Here is a 17075-nt window from a genome sequence, read left to right on the forward strand (position 1 = left end):
TGACCGACGCCAATGGCAATCCAGTCACCGCGCAAAACGGTCCTGTGACGGTCACGCTCGACAGCGGCAAAACCATCACCATCGCCGCGGGCGCAAGTTCGGGCGTGCTGGACGTCGCCGTCGGCAACGATGTCTACACCGGCGCACCATCCGTCACCGAGTCGATCAAATCGGCGTCCGGCGGCAACCTCGAAGCGATCGGTGTCGATAAGACAGGCGCGTCGACGGCCGTGGGCGACACTGTCGACAACACCACCGTCAGCATCACTGGCAGCACGTCAGTCGCCGAAGGCCAGGCGGCCACCTATACCGTCAGCCTGACGAACCCGGCGCAAACCGAGGTGACCCTCAAGATCGTCTACAGCGGCACCGCCGCCGACGGCACAGACTTCACCGGTGTCTACACCGTGAAGATCCCGGCCAACGCCACCAGCGCCACCTTCAACGTGGCAACGCTGGACGACAAGATCACCGAAGGCACCGAAAACTTCGTGGTCAAGATCGACTCGGCCACCGGTGGCAACTTCGAGCACCTGGCGGTCAGCGGCACCAACGGCAGCGTCAGCACCTCGATCATCGACAACGATGCGCCACCGGCACTTGACCTGGACGCCAACAACTCCAGCGGCAAGACCGGTGCCGATTACCAGGTGACCTTCACCGAAGGCACCACCGGCCCGGGCGTGTCCATCGCCGACACCGACCTGAGCATCACTGACCCGGACAGCACCCTGCTGACCGGCGCGACCATCGTGCTGACCAACCGTCAGCCTGGCGATGCGCTGAACCTGGGCAACAGCGTCAATGGCATCAGCATCAACGCCAACAGCACCGACGGCAAGGTCGTCCTGACGCTGACGGGCAATGCGACGCTGGCCGACTACATGCAGCAGATCAAGAACATCAGCTTCATCAACAACAGCGAAGATCCGAGTACCGTGCCGCGCATCATCACCGTGACGGTGACCGACGGCGCGAGCTACTCCAACACCGCCACCACCACCGTAAACGTGGTCGGGGTCAATGACGCGCCGGTGGCCACCGGCGGCGCGGTGACCGGTACCGAAGACACTTCACTGGTCCTCGGCTGGTCGACGTTCGGCATCAGCGACGTGGACAACTCCGCCACCAGCCTGGGTGTGAAAATCACCGAGCTGCCGGCCGATGGCAAGTTGCAGTATCTGGACGGTGCAACCTGGAAAGACGTGGCCAACAACCAGACCTTCACCAAGGCTGACATCGACGCCGGCAAGCTGCGCTTCACTCCGGACGCCAACGAATCCGGTGCCAATGGTTATGTTGGCAGCAGCACGGGCAACAACCAGGCCGACTACGCACAGGTCAAGTTCCAGCCAACCGACGGCCAGGCACTGGGCAATACCGGCACCGTGAAGATCGACATCACGCCAGTCGCCGACGCTCCGACCCTCAACGTGGCCGGCAACAACGTGACCTCCACCGGTTTGATCAAGGAAGTCTGGACCGGCCTGTCGGGCCTGGGCACCGATGGCAGCGGCGCGCCGTCCGGCACGCTCAAGTCGGTTATCGATGCCGCCGGCACGCCGAACAGCAGCGGCACCGTGACCAACGTACAATCGGACAGCAACGTCAACCCGGGCACTGCATCGAAAACCTCGGGCCTGATTTTCCTCGAAGCCGGCAAGACCTATACCTTCAGTGGTACCGGCGACGACAGCCTGCTGGTCACCATCGGCGGCAAAACCGTCGCGGCAACCACCTGGGGCGCGGGTGGTCAGTTGAACGGTTCGTTTACCCCGACCACCAGCGGCTACTACACCCTGGACATCTACCACCACAACCAGACCGGCCCGGGCAGTTATGACGTGAACCTGTCGGTCAACGGCAGCACACCGGTCGACCTGAACGGCGCCGGCGTGCCGTTGTATACCGGCGTGACCGACCTGACGAACGCCGGCGTGACGGTCTCCGATTTGCACGGCACCAACGGCGAAGGCTACTACGACGGCTTCAAGCTCAACGAAGGCGCCGAAGGCACCAGCGTGCACCTGTCGAAAATCACCACCGCCCTGACCGACACCGACGGCTCCGAAAGCCTGAGCGTGAAGATTGGCGGCATGCCCGAAGGCAGTGTGCTGAGCGATGGCGCGGGCCACTTCGCGACCGTGGGCAGCAACGGCGAAGCATCGGTCAGTGGCTGGAACCTGGGCAGCCTGACCCTGACGCCGCCGGCCTACTACAACGGCCAGTTCAACCTGACCGTGACATCGACCTCCACCGAAGCCCTCGGCGGCTCGGCCACAAGCACGGCGCAGATCCCCGTCACCGTGCACCCGGCGACCTATAACGCCGTCACCGCCACGTCGGGCAGTGACAACGTCACCGGCACCGACGGCAACGACATCGTCGTCGCCGACATTGGCGGGCTGACCGTAGTACCGGGCGTCAACTACAACATCGCCTTCATGGTCGACAGCTCCGGCAGCATGAGCGACTCGTCCATCGCCGCGGCCAAGGCCTCGCTGACCTCGGTGTTCAACACCCTTAAGCAGAGCCTGGGCAGCAACTCCGGGACGGTGAATATTTTCCTCGCGGACTTCGACAGCCAGGTGAACAGCGCGGTCTCGGTCAACCTCAACGACTCGGACGCCCTGACCCAGCTCAAGGACCTGCTCGACTCGATGGTGTCCGGCGGTGGTACCAACTATGAAGACGTGTTCAAGACCACGGCGAACTTCTTCAAGAGTACCGAAGCCCTGAACAATACCGGGGCGAAGAACCTGACGTATTTCATTACCGACGGCAAGCCGACTTACTACCAGACCAACGAACAGGTCAATCCGACGCTTTATGACTCCGTCAAACTCGATGACGTCTTGAGCGCGGCCAATTACAGCGTCGGCAAGTACTACACCCAGACGATCGACAGCACGCACAAGTACACCATCTACGAAGACGGCAAGATGTACCTGTCGACCAAAAACGGCAAGAAGTGGACCGATAGCTACGTGGGCGTGGTGCATGCCGAGGGCAATGGCACCTTTGAATTGTCGAACCAGGGCGGCACCGGTTATGGCGAATACTGGAACTACGTCGACTCGGCGGCAGGCTCGACCGACAGTTTCACGCTGCTCAAAAACCTGAGCACCGTCGAAGCCATCGGCCTGAACAGCGATGTCACCCTGAACGACCTCAAACCCTACGATTCGGACTCGTCGCCGCAGACCAACATCGACCCGAACAACCTGGCCAACTCGATCATCGGCCACACCGAAGCGACCCTGCCGGGCGCCGATACGGTCAACGGCGGCAACGGCAACGACATCCTGTTCGGCGACCTGGTGAGCTTCAACGGCGTTACCGGCGAGGGCTACCAGGCCATCCAGGCCTTCGTCGCCCAACAGAGCGGAGTGGACGTCAGCAAGGTCACCACCAGCAACGTGCACCAGTACATCACCGAACACTACACCGCGTTCGATGTGTCCGGTGCCCACGATGGCAATGACACCCTGCTGGGCGGCGCCGGCAACGACATCATTTTCGGCCAGGGCGGCAACGACACGCTCAACGGTGGCAAGGGCAATGACATCCTGCTGGGTGGCACAGGTAACGACACACTGATCGGCGGCCAGGGCAATGACACCCTGATCGGCGGTCTGGGCGGCGATACCTTTGTCTGGAAGTCCGGCGACACCGGCACCGACGTGATCAAGAACTTCAACGCCGGCGAAGGTGACCGGATCGACCTGCGGGATCTGTTGCAGGGCGAAAGCGGCAGCACTATCGACCACTTCCTGAAAATCAGTACGGTCGACGGCGTGTCGTCGCTGCAAGTCAGCACTTCCGGCCAGTTCAACACCACCAACGGCGGCGCCGCGACCCCGGACGTGACGATCAAGCTCGAAGGCAACAACTGGTCGAACGTGAACCTGAACTCGTTGATCGCCGGCAGCGACCCGACCATCAAGGTCGATCACAACAACAGCTGAACCTGACACAAAACCGTGGCGAGGGAGCTTGCTCCCGCTGGGCTGCGCAGCAGCCCCTAAAAACAGGGCCGCTTCGCGCCCCAGCGGGAGCAAGCTCCCTCGCCACGGGATAAGTGTTCATACTCCCCCACAGTTGGCCTATGCTGCCCAGCATGACGCCGCTTCATACATGAGGGATGCCCGATGTTTTATGTGCAACGCGATGCACAAGGCCTGCTGGTGCGCGTAGAAGCCACCGCTTACGCCGAGGCCACCGAGACCTTGCCGGCCGACAACCACGAGATCCAGGACTGGTTCGCCAACCAGGCGGTGGAAAACAGCCTCAAGCAGCTCAAACAAAGCGACCTGGAGATGATCCGGGTACTCGATGACTTGATCCAGGTGCTGACCAGCAAAGGCGTCATCCGCGTCACCGACCTGCCACCGGCGGCCCAGGCCAAGCTGATGGACCGCACCCAGGCCCGGGAAGCCTTGGGCGGGTTGAGCCGGTTGATCGACGATGATGAGAAGGGGTTGATCTAACCTCAAATGACACAACCCGATCCCTGTGGCGAGGGAGCTTGCTCCCGCTCGGCTGCGCAGCAGTCGCAAAACCAGGCAACGCGGTCTGCCTGAAGAGCTGCTGGGGGCCTGCTTCGCAGGCCAGCGGGAGCAAGCTCCCTCGCCACAGGGGATCGTGTTGTATGGGCTTACGCTATCGCTCCGGGACGCGGAGCGTCCCTGGCTACATTCCCACGCGGAGTGGTGGAACGATCAATGTTTCAGGATCACCCCCACCGCCGAGGCTCCCCAACCAACTGCCCCTGCACCCCAAACAAACCCATCTCACGAATCACCGCCAACTCCCCCTCCGTCTCAACCCGCTCAGCAATCAAAGGCAAGTCAATACTGTGGGCCGCGCGCTGGATAGCCTCGATGAACAAACGTTTATCACTTTCCTGATCAATCGCGCGGATATAGCTGCCATCGATCTTCAGGTAAGCCAACCCCAGCCGCGACAGGTTGCCGATCATGCTGAACCGCCCACCAAAACGCTGCAGGCTCAAGGAAAAGCCAAGTTCGCGCAGACGCCGGGTCAACTGCTCCAGCACCGCTTGCTCCGGCAGTTGCTCTTCGCCAATCTCCAGGGTCAAGCGCGACCCGAGGTTGGAATGCGCCCGCAGGATCTCAAAGATCTTGTTCAGCGCCTGCGGATCGGCCAAGGTCGCCGAAGACAGGTTCAACGCCAGGGATTGCTCATGCCCGGCCATTTGCCTGAGCACTTGTTCGAGCATCAAACGGTCCAGGCGCGCGGTCCAGCCGAAGCGCTCCAACCAGGGCAGGAAACGCCCGGCAGGGATGGTCTGGCCCTGCTCGTCGAGCAACCGCGACAGCACTTTGTAATGCAACACCACCTGGGTGTCCCGGGCGGCCACCACCGGCTGGAAGTACAGCTCGAAGCGCTGATGATTCAAGGCCTGGTCGAGCAGCGTGTGCCAGGCATGGTGATCGTCACCGACGCTGGCCACCGCGCTGTGATCCAGGCAGGCCCAACCCGGTTCGCCCTGGCTTTCGGCCTGGGCCAGGGCCTGGTCGCCGAGCTGCAGCACCGCTTGCGGCGAGTCGCCATGGACGAACGGCGCCAGCCCGATGGAGGCCACCGACGCCACATCCGTCGCACCGGTCGCATGCAGGCTCGCCAATGCAGCCTCAAGGTTCTGCGCCAGTTGCAGCGCTTCCTCGCGCACCAGCCCAGGTGCCAATACCGCAAACTCCCCACCGCGAATACGCGTGACCAGGTTGTGGGTTTCCGGATACCGCGCACATTCACGCAGCAATTGCTCACCCACGGCCTGGAGTAACTGGTCGGTGCGCTGCCCGCCCAACCGCTGGTTCAAACCGGCCAGGTCCTTGACCCGCAACAACAGCAGATAACCGGAACTGGCCTGCTCCGGGTTGCTCACCCGGGCATTGAGCTGCATTTCGAAATAACGCCGGTTGGCCAGGCCCGTGAGGTTGTCCTGGTAGGACTCGACCCGCAGTTTCTCGCTGCGCTCGGCCTGCTCCTGGAACAGCGCCTTGAGCTTCTCGACCATCTGGTTCATCGCCTGCACCACCCGGCGCAGTTCAGGCGTGCGCGGCAGCTCCGGCAGGCTCAGGAATTCGCGACGGGCAATGGCATGGGACTGATGCACCATGTAGTCCAGCGGCTTGAGCTGGCGACGCAGCAGCAAGGCCCCCAGCACCGCGCTCACGGCGCCACACAGCAAAAGCCAACCCAGGCTGCCCAAGGCGCTCTGCCACAGCTTGGCGAGGGCGAACATCGGGTGGCTGACCACTTCAACCCGCGCCGCCTGTTCCCAGCCGCGGCTGACGATGGCATCGCCACCGGCCGGTTCCAGGCCGATCAGCTTGACGAACCATTGCGGCACGCTGCCGGCGTCCGGCGTGCCGGTGCGCTCGACGAGGGTCCTGTCGGTGGCCACGTCGACCACGCGGATGCTGGCGTAGTAGCCGCTGTCGAAGATCGAGCTGACCATCAGCTCCACCATCGCCGGGTCGTCGATGTTCGGCGTCAGCGACAGGGCCAGCGCCGTGGCCGCATCCTGGGCGTGGGAGCGCAACTGGTTGACGTACTGGGCCCGCGAGCTCTCCAGGCTGACCATGAAGCTGCCGCTGAAGGCAACCACCAGGAACAGACAGATAGCGATCAACAGCTGTTTGAACAAGGACATCTGAGCGCGCGCTCCTAGTTAGTCGTCTCGACCGGAAAACCTTCGGCCTGCATTTTTTTCAACACATCCTGCCACCGGGACAGGCGCTTGGTGTCACCCACTTTCTTGTTGCCCTTGGCGCCCGGCAGCCACAGCCCTTCGGCATTGAAAGAGTAGACCGGGAGCAAGTCGGTTCGCTGGCTGGCCGGCAGGATGCCGTCGATCAGGCTGTCGAGTACCAGCGGCATCGCCTCGGGCGTGGCGTAGTAGGTGAGCACCATGTGCGCACGGTTCTGCCGCAAGGCCTTGACGTAGGTGATGCGCAGCTTGTCACTGGACACCCCGAGATGACGCAGGCTGAAGTACTTGGCGATGGCGTAGTCTTCGCAATCACCGGCGCCCTTCCACAGGGCCTGGATCGGGGTTTCCCAGTAGTCGACTTCACGCCACAGGTCGATGTCTTCCACGTAGCGCACCTGTTTGTTGAAAAACAGGTTCACCACCTTGAGCTGTTCGAGTTCCGGAATCTGTTTCTGGGTCGCCAACAGTTGCTGCCATGCGTCGATCCGTTGCTGACCTTCGCCCAAGGGACCATATAACGCTTGCGCCCGTCGGCTGATCTGCGCAAAGTCCCAGTCGGCCTGCAGGCCGCCCAGCATCAGGCCGGCCAGCAATAATGCCGAACATAGCCAGCGCAAGGACCTGAGGACAGGGAACGGTGCAGCCAAGGGAAATACGTCCGAAAAGGGTCGTTGGAAATTCGTTGGATGGTGACGCCTGGCCCACTAAAAGACAATGGCAAGGTGCAATCACCGCAGGCAGACTAAACTTTAGTTCAGGAACCTCCGGTCGAGAGACTTTGACGGCTCACCAACCTGTAACTAACGTGAGCCTGGATCCAATTTTTACTACCAATCAGGGTGCGTTGTCGTGACACAGAAGCCCAAACCGCTCAGCACTATCCAGATCAACGGCCCCATTCCCGCTGACCAGGCACGCTCGATCATCGAAGAGTCTCTGCGCGAGGCCATCCTCGATGGACGCTTGCCTTGCGGTACCGCCCTGCGCCAGCAGGAACTGGCCGACCTGTTCGGCGTGAGCCGCATGCCGGTGCGCGAGGCGTTGCGCCAGCTCGAAGCGCAGTCACTGCTCAATGTGGTTCAGCATAAGGGCGCCGTCGTGGCACCGTTGATCACCAACAATGCGGTAGAAACCTATGCCCTGCGTTCGGTCCTGGAATCGTTCGCCTTGCGCCTGTCCATCCCCTTGCTCGATGACAGCGACCTGGCAATGGCCGCCCAGTACATCGAACAGCTGGAGACGGAAACCGAACACGCCGAGATCGGCAAGCTCAACCGGCTGTTCCACATGTCGCTTTATCACAAGGCCCCCAACAGCAAGCTGCTGGACCTGATCGAGCGCGAGCTCAATGAAGAAGAGCGCTTCCTGCGCTTTCATCTGTCGTCCATGGGCCTGGGCAAGTTGAACCAGGACGATCATCGCGCGCTGCTCGAGGCCGCGCGAACCAAAGACATCGATAAAGCGATCGTATTGCTGGAACGGCACCTGGAAAAAGCCTCTGTCACCATGCGCCGGTACTTGGAACAGTTGTCGAAGCTGTGATCCCACGTCGGCGCTCCGTCCGGCGTAAAAATTTCTTACATATCCTTCCGACTCACTTGTCGCCTGCGCGGCGCGGCCTGGCCGTGGCCGCGACTCGCCGTCCCATCAGTTCAATGGCACTGCCATCGATTTGGGCTCACTCTTGCGCTTGTCGATTCAAAACAGACCTGAAGAAGTCAACGCCTGGCTGAGGCCAGACGAATCGAAGCCAATACGCAAGGAGCGTCGTCCAACCGGCGGGATGATCGGATGTCCGACCGACGTCCTGCCCATAACATAAAAGTTATTAACTCCCCGATCCCTGAAGTGCTCCGAGTGAGGCATTCACTCGAACTATTCGATTCTGATACTCGCAAATCGGAAGGAGCTTCTTCGCCCAAATAAAACTTATATAAAAAGTTTTAAAAGCCCTCTTCGCGCCCAATAAAACATCAACTTTAAATAATTAAAAAAATACTTGCCGACAACTTGTTTCATGCATTAGCTTTTTATTCGTCGCGTTACTTGCGACCCTTTCGCTTTTTGACAAACCCTTTAAACACAGGCAACACAAGCCCACAACACGTACTGAAAGCGAACACTTAAGCCACTTGGGTAATTCATGGATTCCGGTTCAGGCTCCCGCTCGTCTTAATTAAGCAACGAGCAACCTTCCGGACAAAACATCATTGATGAGGACGTTCCGATGCAGCCATCCAAAGAACAACTATCTCTGAAAAAACACGAACTTGGCCAACACCCGGTTTTTTCCGAGATTACATCAATCGATCTGTTACGCCGCTTTATGGAAAGCCATGTCTTTGCCGTCTGGGACTTTATGTCGCTGACCAAGCGGCTGCAACGCGAACTCACCTGCGTCCACCTGCCCTGGCTGCCGCCGGCCGACCCGCACGCGGCACGCTTGATCAATGAAATCGTGCTGGGGGAAGAGTCGGATGACCGCCCCGGCGCAGGCTATTGCAGCCATTTCGAACTGTACTTGGACGCCATGCGGGAAATCGGTGCCGATACCCGCGCGATCGAGCAATTCATCACCCTGCAACAGGAAGGCGTCAGCCCCGAGACGGCGCTGGACAGCGTGGAGGTCGAACCGGCGGCGGCGCGGTTTGTCCGCCAGACCTTGCACACCGCTCTGCACGCACCGGCCCACAGTGTGGCCGCCGCCTTCGTGCACGGTCGCGAGAGTGTCATCCCGCAGATGTTCCAGCGCATGCTCGACGCTTGGGGCATTGGCCTGGATCAGGCGCCGACCTTTCGTTATTACCTGCAACGGCACATCGAAGTCGATTCCGAAGACCATGGCCCGGCGGCAGAAAAGTTGTTGGCCCGGCTGATCGATGGCGACCCACAGCGCGAAACCGAAGTACTGGTCGCCGCGCTCGCCGCTGTCCACAGCCGCGCGGCCCTGTGGGACGGCTTGCGCCAGAGCATGACCCAGCCGGTTGCACAGGTGATGCCATGAACGCTGTCGAATACCAATCCTTCGCCGACGCTTGGGAAAGTCGCGCTACGATCCGTACCCGGCCACGGCGGCGGGTCGAAAACGACGACAAGCTGATCTTCCCCATGAGCCGCCAGCCGCTGGTGCACAGCCAGACCTTCCTCAGCCACTGCCCGCAATTGCGCGACTTTGTGCTGGTGCAGAGCCTCTACAAGTTCATCAACGACGTGGTGATTTTCGAGACCGAACTGGTGGACCACACCGCCCGCCGCATTGCCAAGAACCGCTTCGGCATCGAATTCCCGTTCGCCTGCCGCTACGACGCGATGACCGTGGTGGTGGACGAGGATTATCACGCGCTGGTGGCGATGGACTTCATGCAGCAGACCATCGACATGACCGGCATCGCACCGATCCCGTTGCCGGGGCAGATCGAACTCAGCCGCGCGATACCGGCGACCCTGGCCCAGGCGCCGGAACATTTGCTCAGCGCCGTGGAGCTGATCTGCATCGCCATTGCCGAGAACACCGTCACTAACGAAGTGGCGGCCTTCGCCCGGGACGACTCGGTCAAGGCCTCGATCAAGGGACTGATGGCCGATCACTTGCTCGACGAGGGCCGCCACTCCGGTTTCTGGACGCGACTGGTGCAGATCTACTGGCGCACCGCGCCCGAAGAGGACCGCGCGGCGATTGCACGCTTGATGCCCGGGTTCGTCGTCCAGTACCTGGCGAGCGACCTGCAGCAAGCGTTCGACATCGAACTGATCGCGCACCTGCCCGTTGACGAATCGGTACGCCAATCGCTGCGTGAAGACGCCAGTGCGCTGGCCTACCCCATCAATCGTTTTCACCCGTTGGTGGGCAACATCACGCGTTTTTTCCGCAGCAGCTCGATGCTCGCGTCCCCCTGCGTACGCGACGCCCTCGCTGATTACCTGACTCCATGAGGACCTTTCAATGAAACGCCTCGAAATTGCAGTGCCTGGTACCAGCCAGGCCATGGCCGAACTGGCCCGCGAACTGGAGCTGCACGGCCACGGCATCGTGGATCGGCAATCGCCGGCCAACCACGGTATGGTCGACTTGTTGATCGACGACGGTACGACACCGCGGGCCATTGAAGCCCGCTCATGCCTCCAGGTGCGCGTGGTGCTGCGCACGCTACCCGGCGAGGTATTGCCGCAACCGGTGGTGATATTTCGCGACGGCGCGCAGCGGCTGTTGTGCCAGGAGGTGATTGCGCCGCAAAGCGATGGCAACGGTCAGTCCCTGCGGTTGCGTACCCTGGCGACAGTGGTCGAGACCGGCGCACGGCTGGTCAGCCAGTTATCCCGGGATGACACCTGCTTCGATCACTGGCCGACGGTGCACGCTGACACTGTCGAGCAGCCCCTGCTCGGGCTCGATGCGCTGGAGCCGCTGGCGTTCGAGCACGGCCTCAATCGGCCGCCAGTACCTTGGCTGCTCGCCGCCGCCGACATGCCGGTGATGCACAGCATTGAACAGCGCATGCTCGACGACGCGGCGCAACCAGCCCTGTGGGTCGATGGGCAATTCATCGACTACAAATCCTTGCGCCGCCTGGCGCTGGGGTTGCAACAGCCGATGTTGCAGAGGTTAAGCGGCGCGGCCAAGCGCCCCTTGGTGATCGGTGTCTGCCTGCCCAAGTCTGCGCACCTGTATGCGGCGATCCTGGCGGTGCTGGGCTGTGGGGCGGTGTACCTGCCGCTGGACCCGCAGCATCCGGCGCAACGTCGGCGCTTCATCCTGGAAAATGCCCAGGCGGACCTGCTGCTGCACGACGGCGACAGCGACCTGGGCGACCTGTCGGTGCCAACGCTGAATGTCCATCAACTGCCATCGCCCAAGCCAGGCATCCCAGCCTCGTTGATTCGCCGCACAGTGGACAGCGACGAACCGGCTGTGGCGATCTACACCTCTGGCACCACCGGCCAGCCCAAGGGCGTGTTGCTCAGCCACCGCAACCTCAGTCATTTCTGTGCCTGGTACGGCGACTACGTCGGGTTGCAGCGCGACAGCCGGGCGTTGCAGTTTTCCACCATCAACTTTGATGCGTCGCTGCTGGATATCCTGCCGACGTTCATCCACGGCGCCTTGCTGGTGGTGCCCAGCGAAGACCAGCGCCGCGATCCGCAGCAATTGGTCGCGTTGATTCACCAGCAGCACATCAGCCACGCCTTTCTGCCGCCTGCGCTGCTGAGCGTCATGCCCCTTGATGCACCGCTGGGCCTGGCGCACCTGATCACCGGTGGCGATGTCTGTGAACCGTTCGTGATCGAACAGCTCGCGCCACAATGCCAGTTCCACAACATCTACGGCCCGACCGAAACCACAGTGCTGGCGACCACACGACAGTTCGGCGTCGGCGACAACAACCGCAACCTCGGCGTGCCCATCGCCAATGGCCAGGTCTTGATCCTGGACGAACAGTTGCAGCCGGTTCCCCAAGGTGTGCCCGGCGAGCTGTACATCGCCGGCCCAGGCGTCGGGCTGGGTTATTTGAATGACCCGACACTGACCGCGACGCGCTACCTCGACCTGACACTGCCCACCGGGCAAGTGCTGCGGGTTTATCGCACGGGTGATATCGGCCAGTGGACCGACAACGGCATCGAACTGTGTGGCCGGCGCGATAACCAGGTGAAGATCCGCGGTTTTCGGGTCGAGCCCGAGGAGATCGAACACTGCCTGCGTGATAGCCAGTTGTTTCGCCAAGTGGCAGTGGGGGTCGATGAACGGCGGCGAATCCTGGCGTTCCTGGTTCATCCCGAGCACTGCGGCGACGCCCTCCAGGCGTTGCGCGATCACGTGCAGAACAGCTTGCCCAGCTACATGCACCCGGCCGCCTACGTCGAACTGCCGAGCCTGCCGTACACCAGCAACGGCAAGGTCGATCGCCGGGCCTTGCTCACCATGGCGGTGCAGGTGCAGGTCGATGGCCAACGCCGCCAGCCACAGAACGCCCTGGAGACGCAATTGCAGCAACTGTGGGCAGAGCTGCTTGAACTACCCGTCGAGGACATCGCCACCGACGAAAGCTTCTTCAACCTCGGCGGGCATTCGATCCTGCTGTCGCGACTGTTGTTGAGCATCCGCCAGGTGTTCGGCCGCAGCCTGTCGATCAACCGCTTTATCGAAGCACCAACGCTGATGACCTTGGCCAAGTTGCTGGACGATCCTGATCAAAACAGTGCCTCGATCCTCAGCCCCCAAGCCTTCATCGATGCCGAGGCCGAACTCAACCTCGATCCGCTGCCCATCAGCCAATGCGGCGATGTGCACAAAGTGGTGGTGACTGGCGCCAACAGCTTTCTCGGCGTGCACATCGTCGAGGCACTGCTGGCCTGGGGCGCCACCGAAGTCGCGTGCCTGGTGCGTGCGAGCGCTGAACAAAGCGCGGCCGAGCGCTTCTCCCAAGCCCTGCGGGACAATCACCTGACCCACCTGGACCTGGACCGCGTCAGTGTGTACGCCGCCGACATCACCCAACCGCAATTGGGCCTGCCAGACGACGTCTACACCCGCATAGACCGCACCTTCGGCGCGCTGGTGCACAACGCCGCCCACGTCAACCATGTGCTCGACTACGAGTCCCTGGCGCGGGACAACGTGGAGCCGATCTTCGAGTGCCTGCGCCTGTGTGAAGGGCGCAGCAAGAAGATCTTCAACTTCGTCTCCACGCTGTCCGCCTCCAGTGCCCTGGATGCTGACGGCCAGGTGCTGGAACAGCCGGCCGCCGAGACGCCGCCGATCTACATCAAGAACGGCTACAACCTGTCCAAATGGGTCGGCGAACGGATCCTGCAGCGGGCTCGTGATCGCGGGGTGTGGGTCAACCTGTTCCGCCCCGGCAACATCAGTTTCAACAGCCTGACCGGGGTCTGCCAGCCCCACAAGAATCGCTTGATGCTGATGCTCAAGGGCTCGATCCAGCTCGGCCAGGTGCCAGACCTGTCACTCAATTTCGACCTGATGCCGGTGGATTTCCTGGCCCGCTTCATCGCGTTCCACGCCAGCCGTTACCAGCCGACGCACGCGGTGTTCAATCTGCACAACCCACAGCCTTTGAGCTGGGACGCTTATGTCGCCTCGTTTCGCGACAGCGGCCGGGAGTTTTCGTTGGTCAGCGTCGCCGAGTGGCAACGGCAATTGGCGCGGGTCGATGCCGACAACGCGTTGTTTGGCGTGCTGGGTTTCTACCTCAACGGCTTCGAGGAGGACATCGGCGACATCTCGCTGATCAGCCACGACAACGCCCGCGCCGGCGTGCGGCAGATGGGCGCCAGCTACCCGGAAAAATCCCCGGCCCTGCTGCGGCGCGGCGCCGAGTACCTCAAGGCCATCGACTTCATCTGAAACACCCTCAACCCAAAGCAAGGAGCAAGACCATGAGTGCATTTCAACCCGACACCCTGATCAAAAACCCCCAAGCCTGCCAGGTCGAAACCTCGGTGGAGGTCGCGGCCGACGCGGCACGCGTCTGGAACGTGGTAGGTGATTTTGGCGGATTCAACCATTTCATTCCGGCACTGGAACACATCGAAATGACCGGCGAGGGCGTGAGGTCCCTGCGCAAGAAATTCTTCCGCGATGGGCAGAACCTGGTGGTGGAACAGCTCAACAGCCGTGACGACCAGGCCATGCACATGACCTGGACGCTGATCTACAACACCCTGGGCATCGACAACCTGTGGGCGGCCATGCGCGTCGAACCCCTGGCGGACAACCGTTGCCGCGCCACCTGGACCATCATCGCCGACCACACCGACGCCCACACGCCGTCGGGCTTCAGGGATTTCCTCCAGGGCTTCGCCGATGAGGCGATGGGGAATGTGCAGGAGATGTTCGCCTAAGGCACAGCCCTTCCCCGATGTGGGGCTAATGCTGTTCACTCAAGGCAATCGACAAACCCCGTGGCGAGGGAGCTTGCTCCCGCTGGGCCGCGAAGCGGCCCCAAAACCTGCCAAATGCGGAGCATCAGACACACCGCACCCGCCGGTTTACGACTGCTTCGCAGCCGAGCGGGAGCAAGCTCCCTCGCCACAGGGATTGGGTTGGCTTGAGGTTCAAGCATTGGGCTGAGCGGCCTGTGCTGCATTGAAGATCGCCATCGCGAGCAAGCTCGCTCCCACATTGAGTTGCAGTGAACCCAGGATCCAGGCTCACCGCCAATCCCCTGTGGGAGCTTGCTCGCGATGGCAGTGGCTCGGCTTGCGGCTGGGGTCAGATCTTGAAGCTGTCCACCAGCTGCTTCAGTCGATTGGCCTGTTGGGACAAGGCATCGCAATCCTTCAGGGTTTCATTGAGGTTGGCCACGCTTTGCTGGTTCAGCAGGTTGATGTGGCTGACGTCCATGTTGAGGGTTTCAACGACAGCGGTCTGTTCTTCGGTCGCAGCGGCTACCGACTGGTTCATGCCGTCGATCTCACCGATACGCTGCGTCACGCTGACCAGTCGCAGGCCGGCCTGGTTGGCCACTTCCACGCTTTCTTCGCTGGACGTCTGGCTGGCGTTCATCGTGGTTACCGCTTCACGGGAGCCGACTTGAAGCGAGGTAATCATCTTGTGGATTTCTTCCGCCGACTCCTGGGTGCGGTGCGCCAGGTTGCGCACTTCATCGGCCACCACCGCAAAACCACGGCCGGCTTCACCGGCACGGGCCGCTTCGATGGCCGCGTTCAGGGCCAGCAGGTTGGTTTGCTGGGAGATGCCCTTGATCACGTCCAGGATGTGGCCGATGTTGTCGGTGCTGGCGTTCAGGGTTTCGATCTGGGTGCAGGAAAGGCTGATCTTCTGCGACAGCTCGGTCATGGCCTGGATGGTTTTTTCCACCACTTGGCGACCGTCATCGGCCTGTTCGCTGGCACCGCTGGCATGTTGCGAGGCATCGGCGGCATTGCGGGCGATTTCCTGGGTCGCAGCCCCCAACTGGTTGATGGCCGCGGCCACGCTGTTGGTGCGAGCGCTCTGCTCATCCGAGCCGACAAGCGACGCATTGGACGAGGTCATCACCCGCTGCGACAAGTCATGCACCTGACGGGTGGCGGAAGACACTTCCGAGATCGACGCGTGAATCCGCTCCACGAACTGGTTGAACGAACCACCCAGCACTGCGAACTCATCCTTGCCCTGCACCACCAGGCGCCGGGTCAGATCGCCTTCGCCCTGGGCGATGTCCTGCATGGCGCGACCCATGGTGGTCAACGGGCGCATCAATACCTGGATCAACAGGCTCAGCAGCAACGCAATGGCCGCCACCGCGACAAACATCGCAATCAGCGCAGACGTACGGAACTGGCTCAACGGCGCGTAGGCCTTGGCCTTGTCGATCGACAGGCCGATGTACCACTCGGCGTTCGGCAAGCCAGTCACTGGAGTAAACGAAAGGATACGGTCCTGCCCGTTCAGCTCAACGTCCTGGATACCCTTGCCAATGCGCACCGGGGTCCCGGGGTAGATGTCCTTGAGGTTCTTCATCACCTGGTCTTTGTCCGGGCTGACGATCACCTGACCGTCGCCGCTGACCAGGAACGCATGGCCGATACCACCGAAGTCCACGGAGTTGATGATCTTCACCAGGGTTTCCAGGCTCAGGTCGCCGCCCACCACACCGAGCAGTTCGCCGTTGTGCTTCACCGGCAGGGCAACGGTCACCACCAGGCCACCTACCGCCGCCAGGTAAGGCGGGGTCAGCATGGTTTTATCAGCGGTCACCGCCTGTTTGTACCAGGGGCGCTGACGCGGGTCGTAGCCGTCAGGCATTTTGGCGTCCGGACGTTGGGTGAAGACACCGTTGGCCTGGCCGACATAAGTGAACTGGAAGTTCGAGGTCAGCGCTGGCTGATCGACCAGCCCTGGCAGATCGGCAGTAGCGCCCTGGTGCGCGATGTTTTGCGCCAGGTTTTCCAGCACCAATATCCGGCCACTCATCCAGTTCTGGATGCTGCTGGCCGTCAGGTCGCCGGATTGCTCGATGGACGACTCAAGGCTGCTGCCGATGGTGTTGCGCTGCAAATAATCGTTGTAGAGCGTGAACAGGGCAAAAGCCAGGACCACCACACCAGAGGCGGTAAGAAGGATTTTGTGGCTGAACTTTAGATTCATTGATGAGGCTTCTTAGGCAAGGAGTGGGGGTGCATTCCAGATTTGCAACGGTCCATGTAACAGTGCGAGCGGTTATCAATCCGCTCCACTTTGGTGCACACGTACAAGTCTGTCGGCAAACCTGTACAAATAATTAGGGATACGAAGAAATAGCCGACGGGAGGACACAGCGGGCGAACGGTGGTTGCAAATTCGCCGACGGCTGATGACAATGCGACCTAT

The 17075-nt window shown here is 61.4% G+C and carries 10 protein-coding genes; 7 read left to right on the forward strand and 3 right to left on the reverse strand.

Annotated elements, in window-relative coordinates; translation table 11 throughout:
• Both BLT00_RS29945 and BLT00_RS29950 read left to right on the forward strand, forming a co-directional pair.
• A partial coding sequence (locus BLT00_RS29945; RefSeq protein ID WP_139199640.1) for a beta strand repeat-containing protein occupies positions 1-3968 on the forward strand: 3968 nt, incomplete at its 5' end.
• Positions 3969-4151: 183 nt separating this feature from the next.
• Complete coding sequence (locus BLT00_RS29950) at positions 4152-4490, forward strand: hypothetical protein (protein WP_003196545.1); 339 nt, start codon at positions 4152-4154, stop codon at positions 4488-4490.
• A 245-nt stretch (positions 4491-4735) separates the two neighbouring features.
• Here BLT00_RS29950 and lapD read toward each other — a convergent pair whose 3' ends face one another.
• Both lapD and lapG read right to left on the reverse strand, forming a co-directional pair.
• On the reverse strand, positions 4736-6682 hold the full coding sequence (gene lapD / locus BLT00_RS29960; protein WP_072347288.1) for a cyclic di-GMP receptor LapD: 1947 nt from the start codon (positions 6680-6682) through the stop codon (positions 4736-4738).
• Positions 6683-6696: 14 nt separating this feature from the next.
• Positions 6697-7320 (reverse strand): cysteine protease LapG, encoded by a 624-nt coding sequence (gene lapG / locus BLT00_RS29965; protein ID WP_371856198.1) that lies wholly within the window; start codon positions 7318-7320, stop codon positions 6697-6699.
• Between the two features lie 271 nt (positions 7321-7591).
• Between lapG and BLT00_RS29970 the strand changes: the two genes are divergently transcribed.
• From BLT00_RS29970 to BLT00_RS29990, 5 genes are all read left to right on the forward strand, one after another.
• Entirely contained in the window at positions 7592-8284 is a 693-nt protein-coding gene (locus BLT00_RS29970) for a GntR family transcriptional regulator (protein ID WP_092150208.1), read from the forward strand.
• Between the two features lie 685 nt (positions 8285-8969).
• Positions 8970-9746, forward strand: a complete 777-nt coding sequence (locus BLT00_RS29975) for a DUF3050 domain-containing protein (protein WP_063323486.1) — start codon at positions 8970-8972, stop codon at positions 9744-9746.
• Positions 9743-10675, forward strand: coding sequence for a diiron oxygenase (locus tag BLT00_RS29980; RefSeq protein WP_092150211.1), 933 nt, complete (start codon positions 9743-9745; stop codon positions 10673-10675). Before BLT00_RS29975 ends, BLT00_RS29980 begins: the two co-directional genes overlap by 4 nt.
• Before the next feature lie 10 nt (positions 10676-10685).
• Positions 10686-14105, forward strand: a complete 3420-nt coding sequence (locus BLT00_RS29985) for a non-ribosomal peptide synthetase (protein WP_092150216.1) — start codon at positions 10686-10688, stop codon at positions 14103-14105.
• A 32-nt stretch (positions 14106-14137) separates the two neighbouring features.
• Entirely contained in the window at positions 14138-14602 is a 465-nt protein-coding gene (locus BLT00_RS29990; protein WP_092150219.1) for an SRPBCC family protein, read from the forward strand.
• A gap of 370 nt (positions 14603-14972) precedes the next feature.
• Here BLT00_RS29990 and BLT00_RS29995 read toward each other — a convergent pair whose 3' ends face one another.
• A complete protein-coding gene (locus BLT00_RS29995; RefSeq protein ID WP_092150222.1) occupies positions 14973-16853 on the reverse strand; it encodes a methyl-accepting chemotaxis protein in 1881 nt (626 codons plus the stop codon).
• Positions 16854-17075: the final 222 nt, after the last annotated feature.

It is taken from the genome of Pseudomonas sp. NFACC51 (genome assembly GCF_900103575.1).
GTDB classification, from domain to species: Bacteria; Pseudomonadota; Gammaproteobacteria; order Pseudomonadales; family Pseudomonadaceae; genus Aquipseudomonas; species Aquipseudomonas fluorescens_Q.

What these genes read in the sequence shown, in the direction of transcription:
- BLT00_RS29950 (WP_003196545.1), top strand. Translation starts at nt 4,152, where the DNA reads ATGTTTTATGTGCAACGCGATGCACAAGGCCTGCTGGTGCGCGTAGAA.
- lapD (WP_072347288.1), bottom strand. Translation starts at nt 6,682, where the DNA reads ATGTCCTTGTTCAAACAGCTGTTGATCGCTATCTGTCTGTTCCTGGTG.
- lapG (WP_371856198.1), bottom strand. Translation starts at nt 7,320, where the DNA reads ATGCTGGGCGGCCTGCAGGCCGACTGGGACTTTGCGCAGATCAGCCGA.
- BLT00_RS29975 (WP_063323486.1), top strand. Translation starts at nt 8,970, where the DNA reads ATGCAGCCATCCAAAGAACAACTATCTCTGAAAAAACACGAACTTGGC.
- BLT00_RS29980 (WP_092150211.1), top strand. Translation starts at nt 9,743, where the DNA reads ATGAACGCTGTCGAATACCAATCCTTCGCCGACGCTTGGGAAAGTCGC.
- BLT00_RS29985 (WP_092150216.1), top strand. Translation starts at nt 10,686, where the DNA reads ATGAAACGCCTCGAAATTGCAGTGCCTGGTACCAGCCAGGCCATGGCC.
- BLT00_RS29990 (WP_092150219.1), top strand. Translation starts at nt 14,138, where the DNA reads ATGAGTGCATTTCAACCCGACACCCTGATCAAAAACCCCCAAGCCTGC.
- BLT00_RS29995 (WP_092150222.1), bottom strand. Translation starts at nt 16,853, where the DNA reads ATGAATCTAAAGTTCAGCCACAAAATCCTTCTTACCGCCTCTGGTGTG.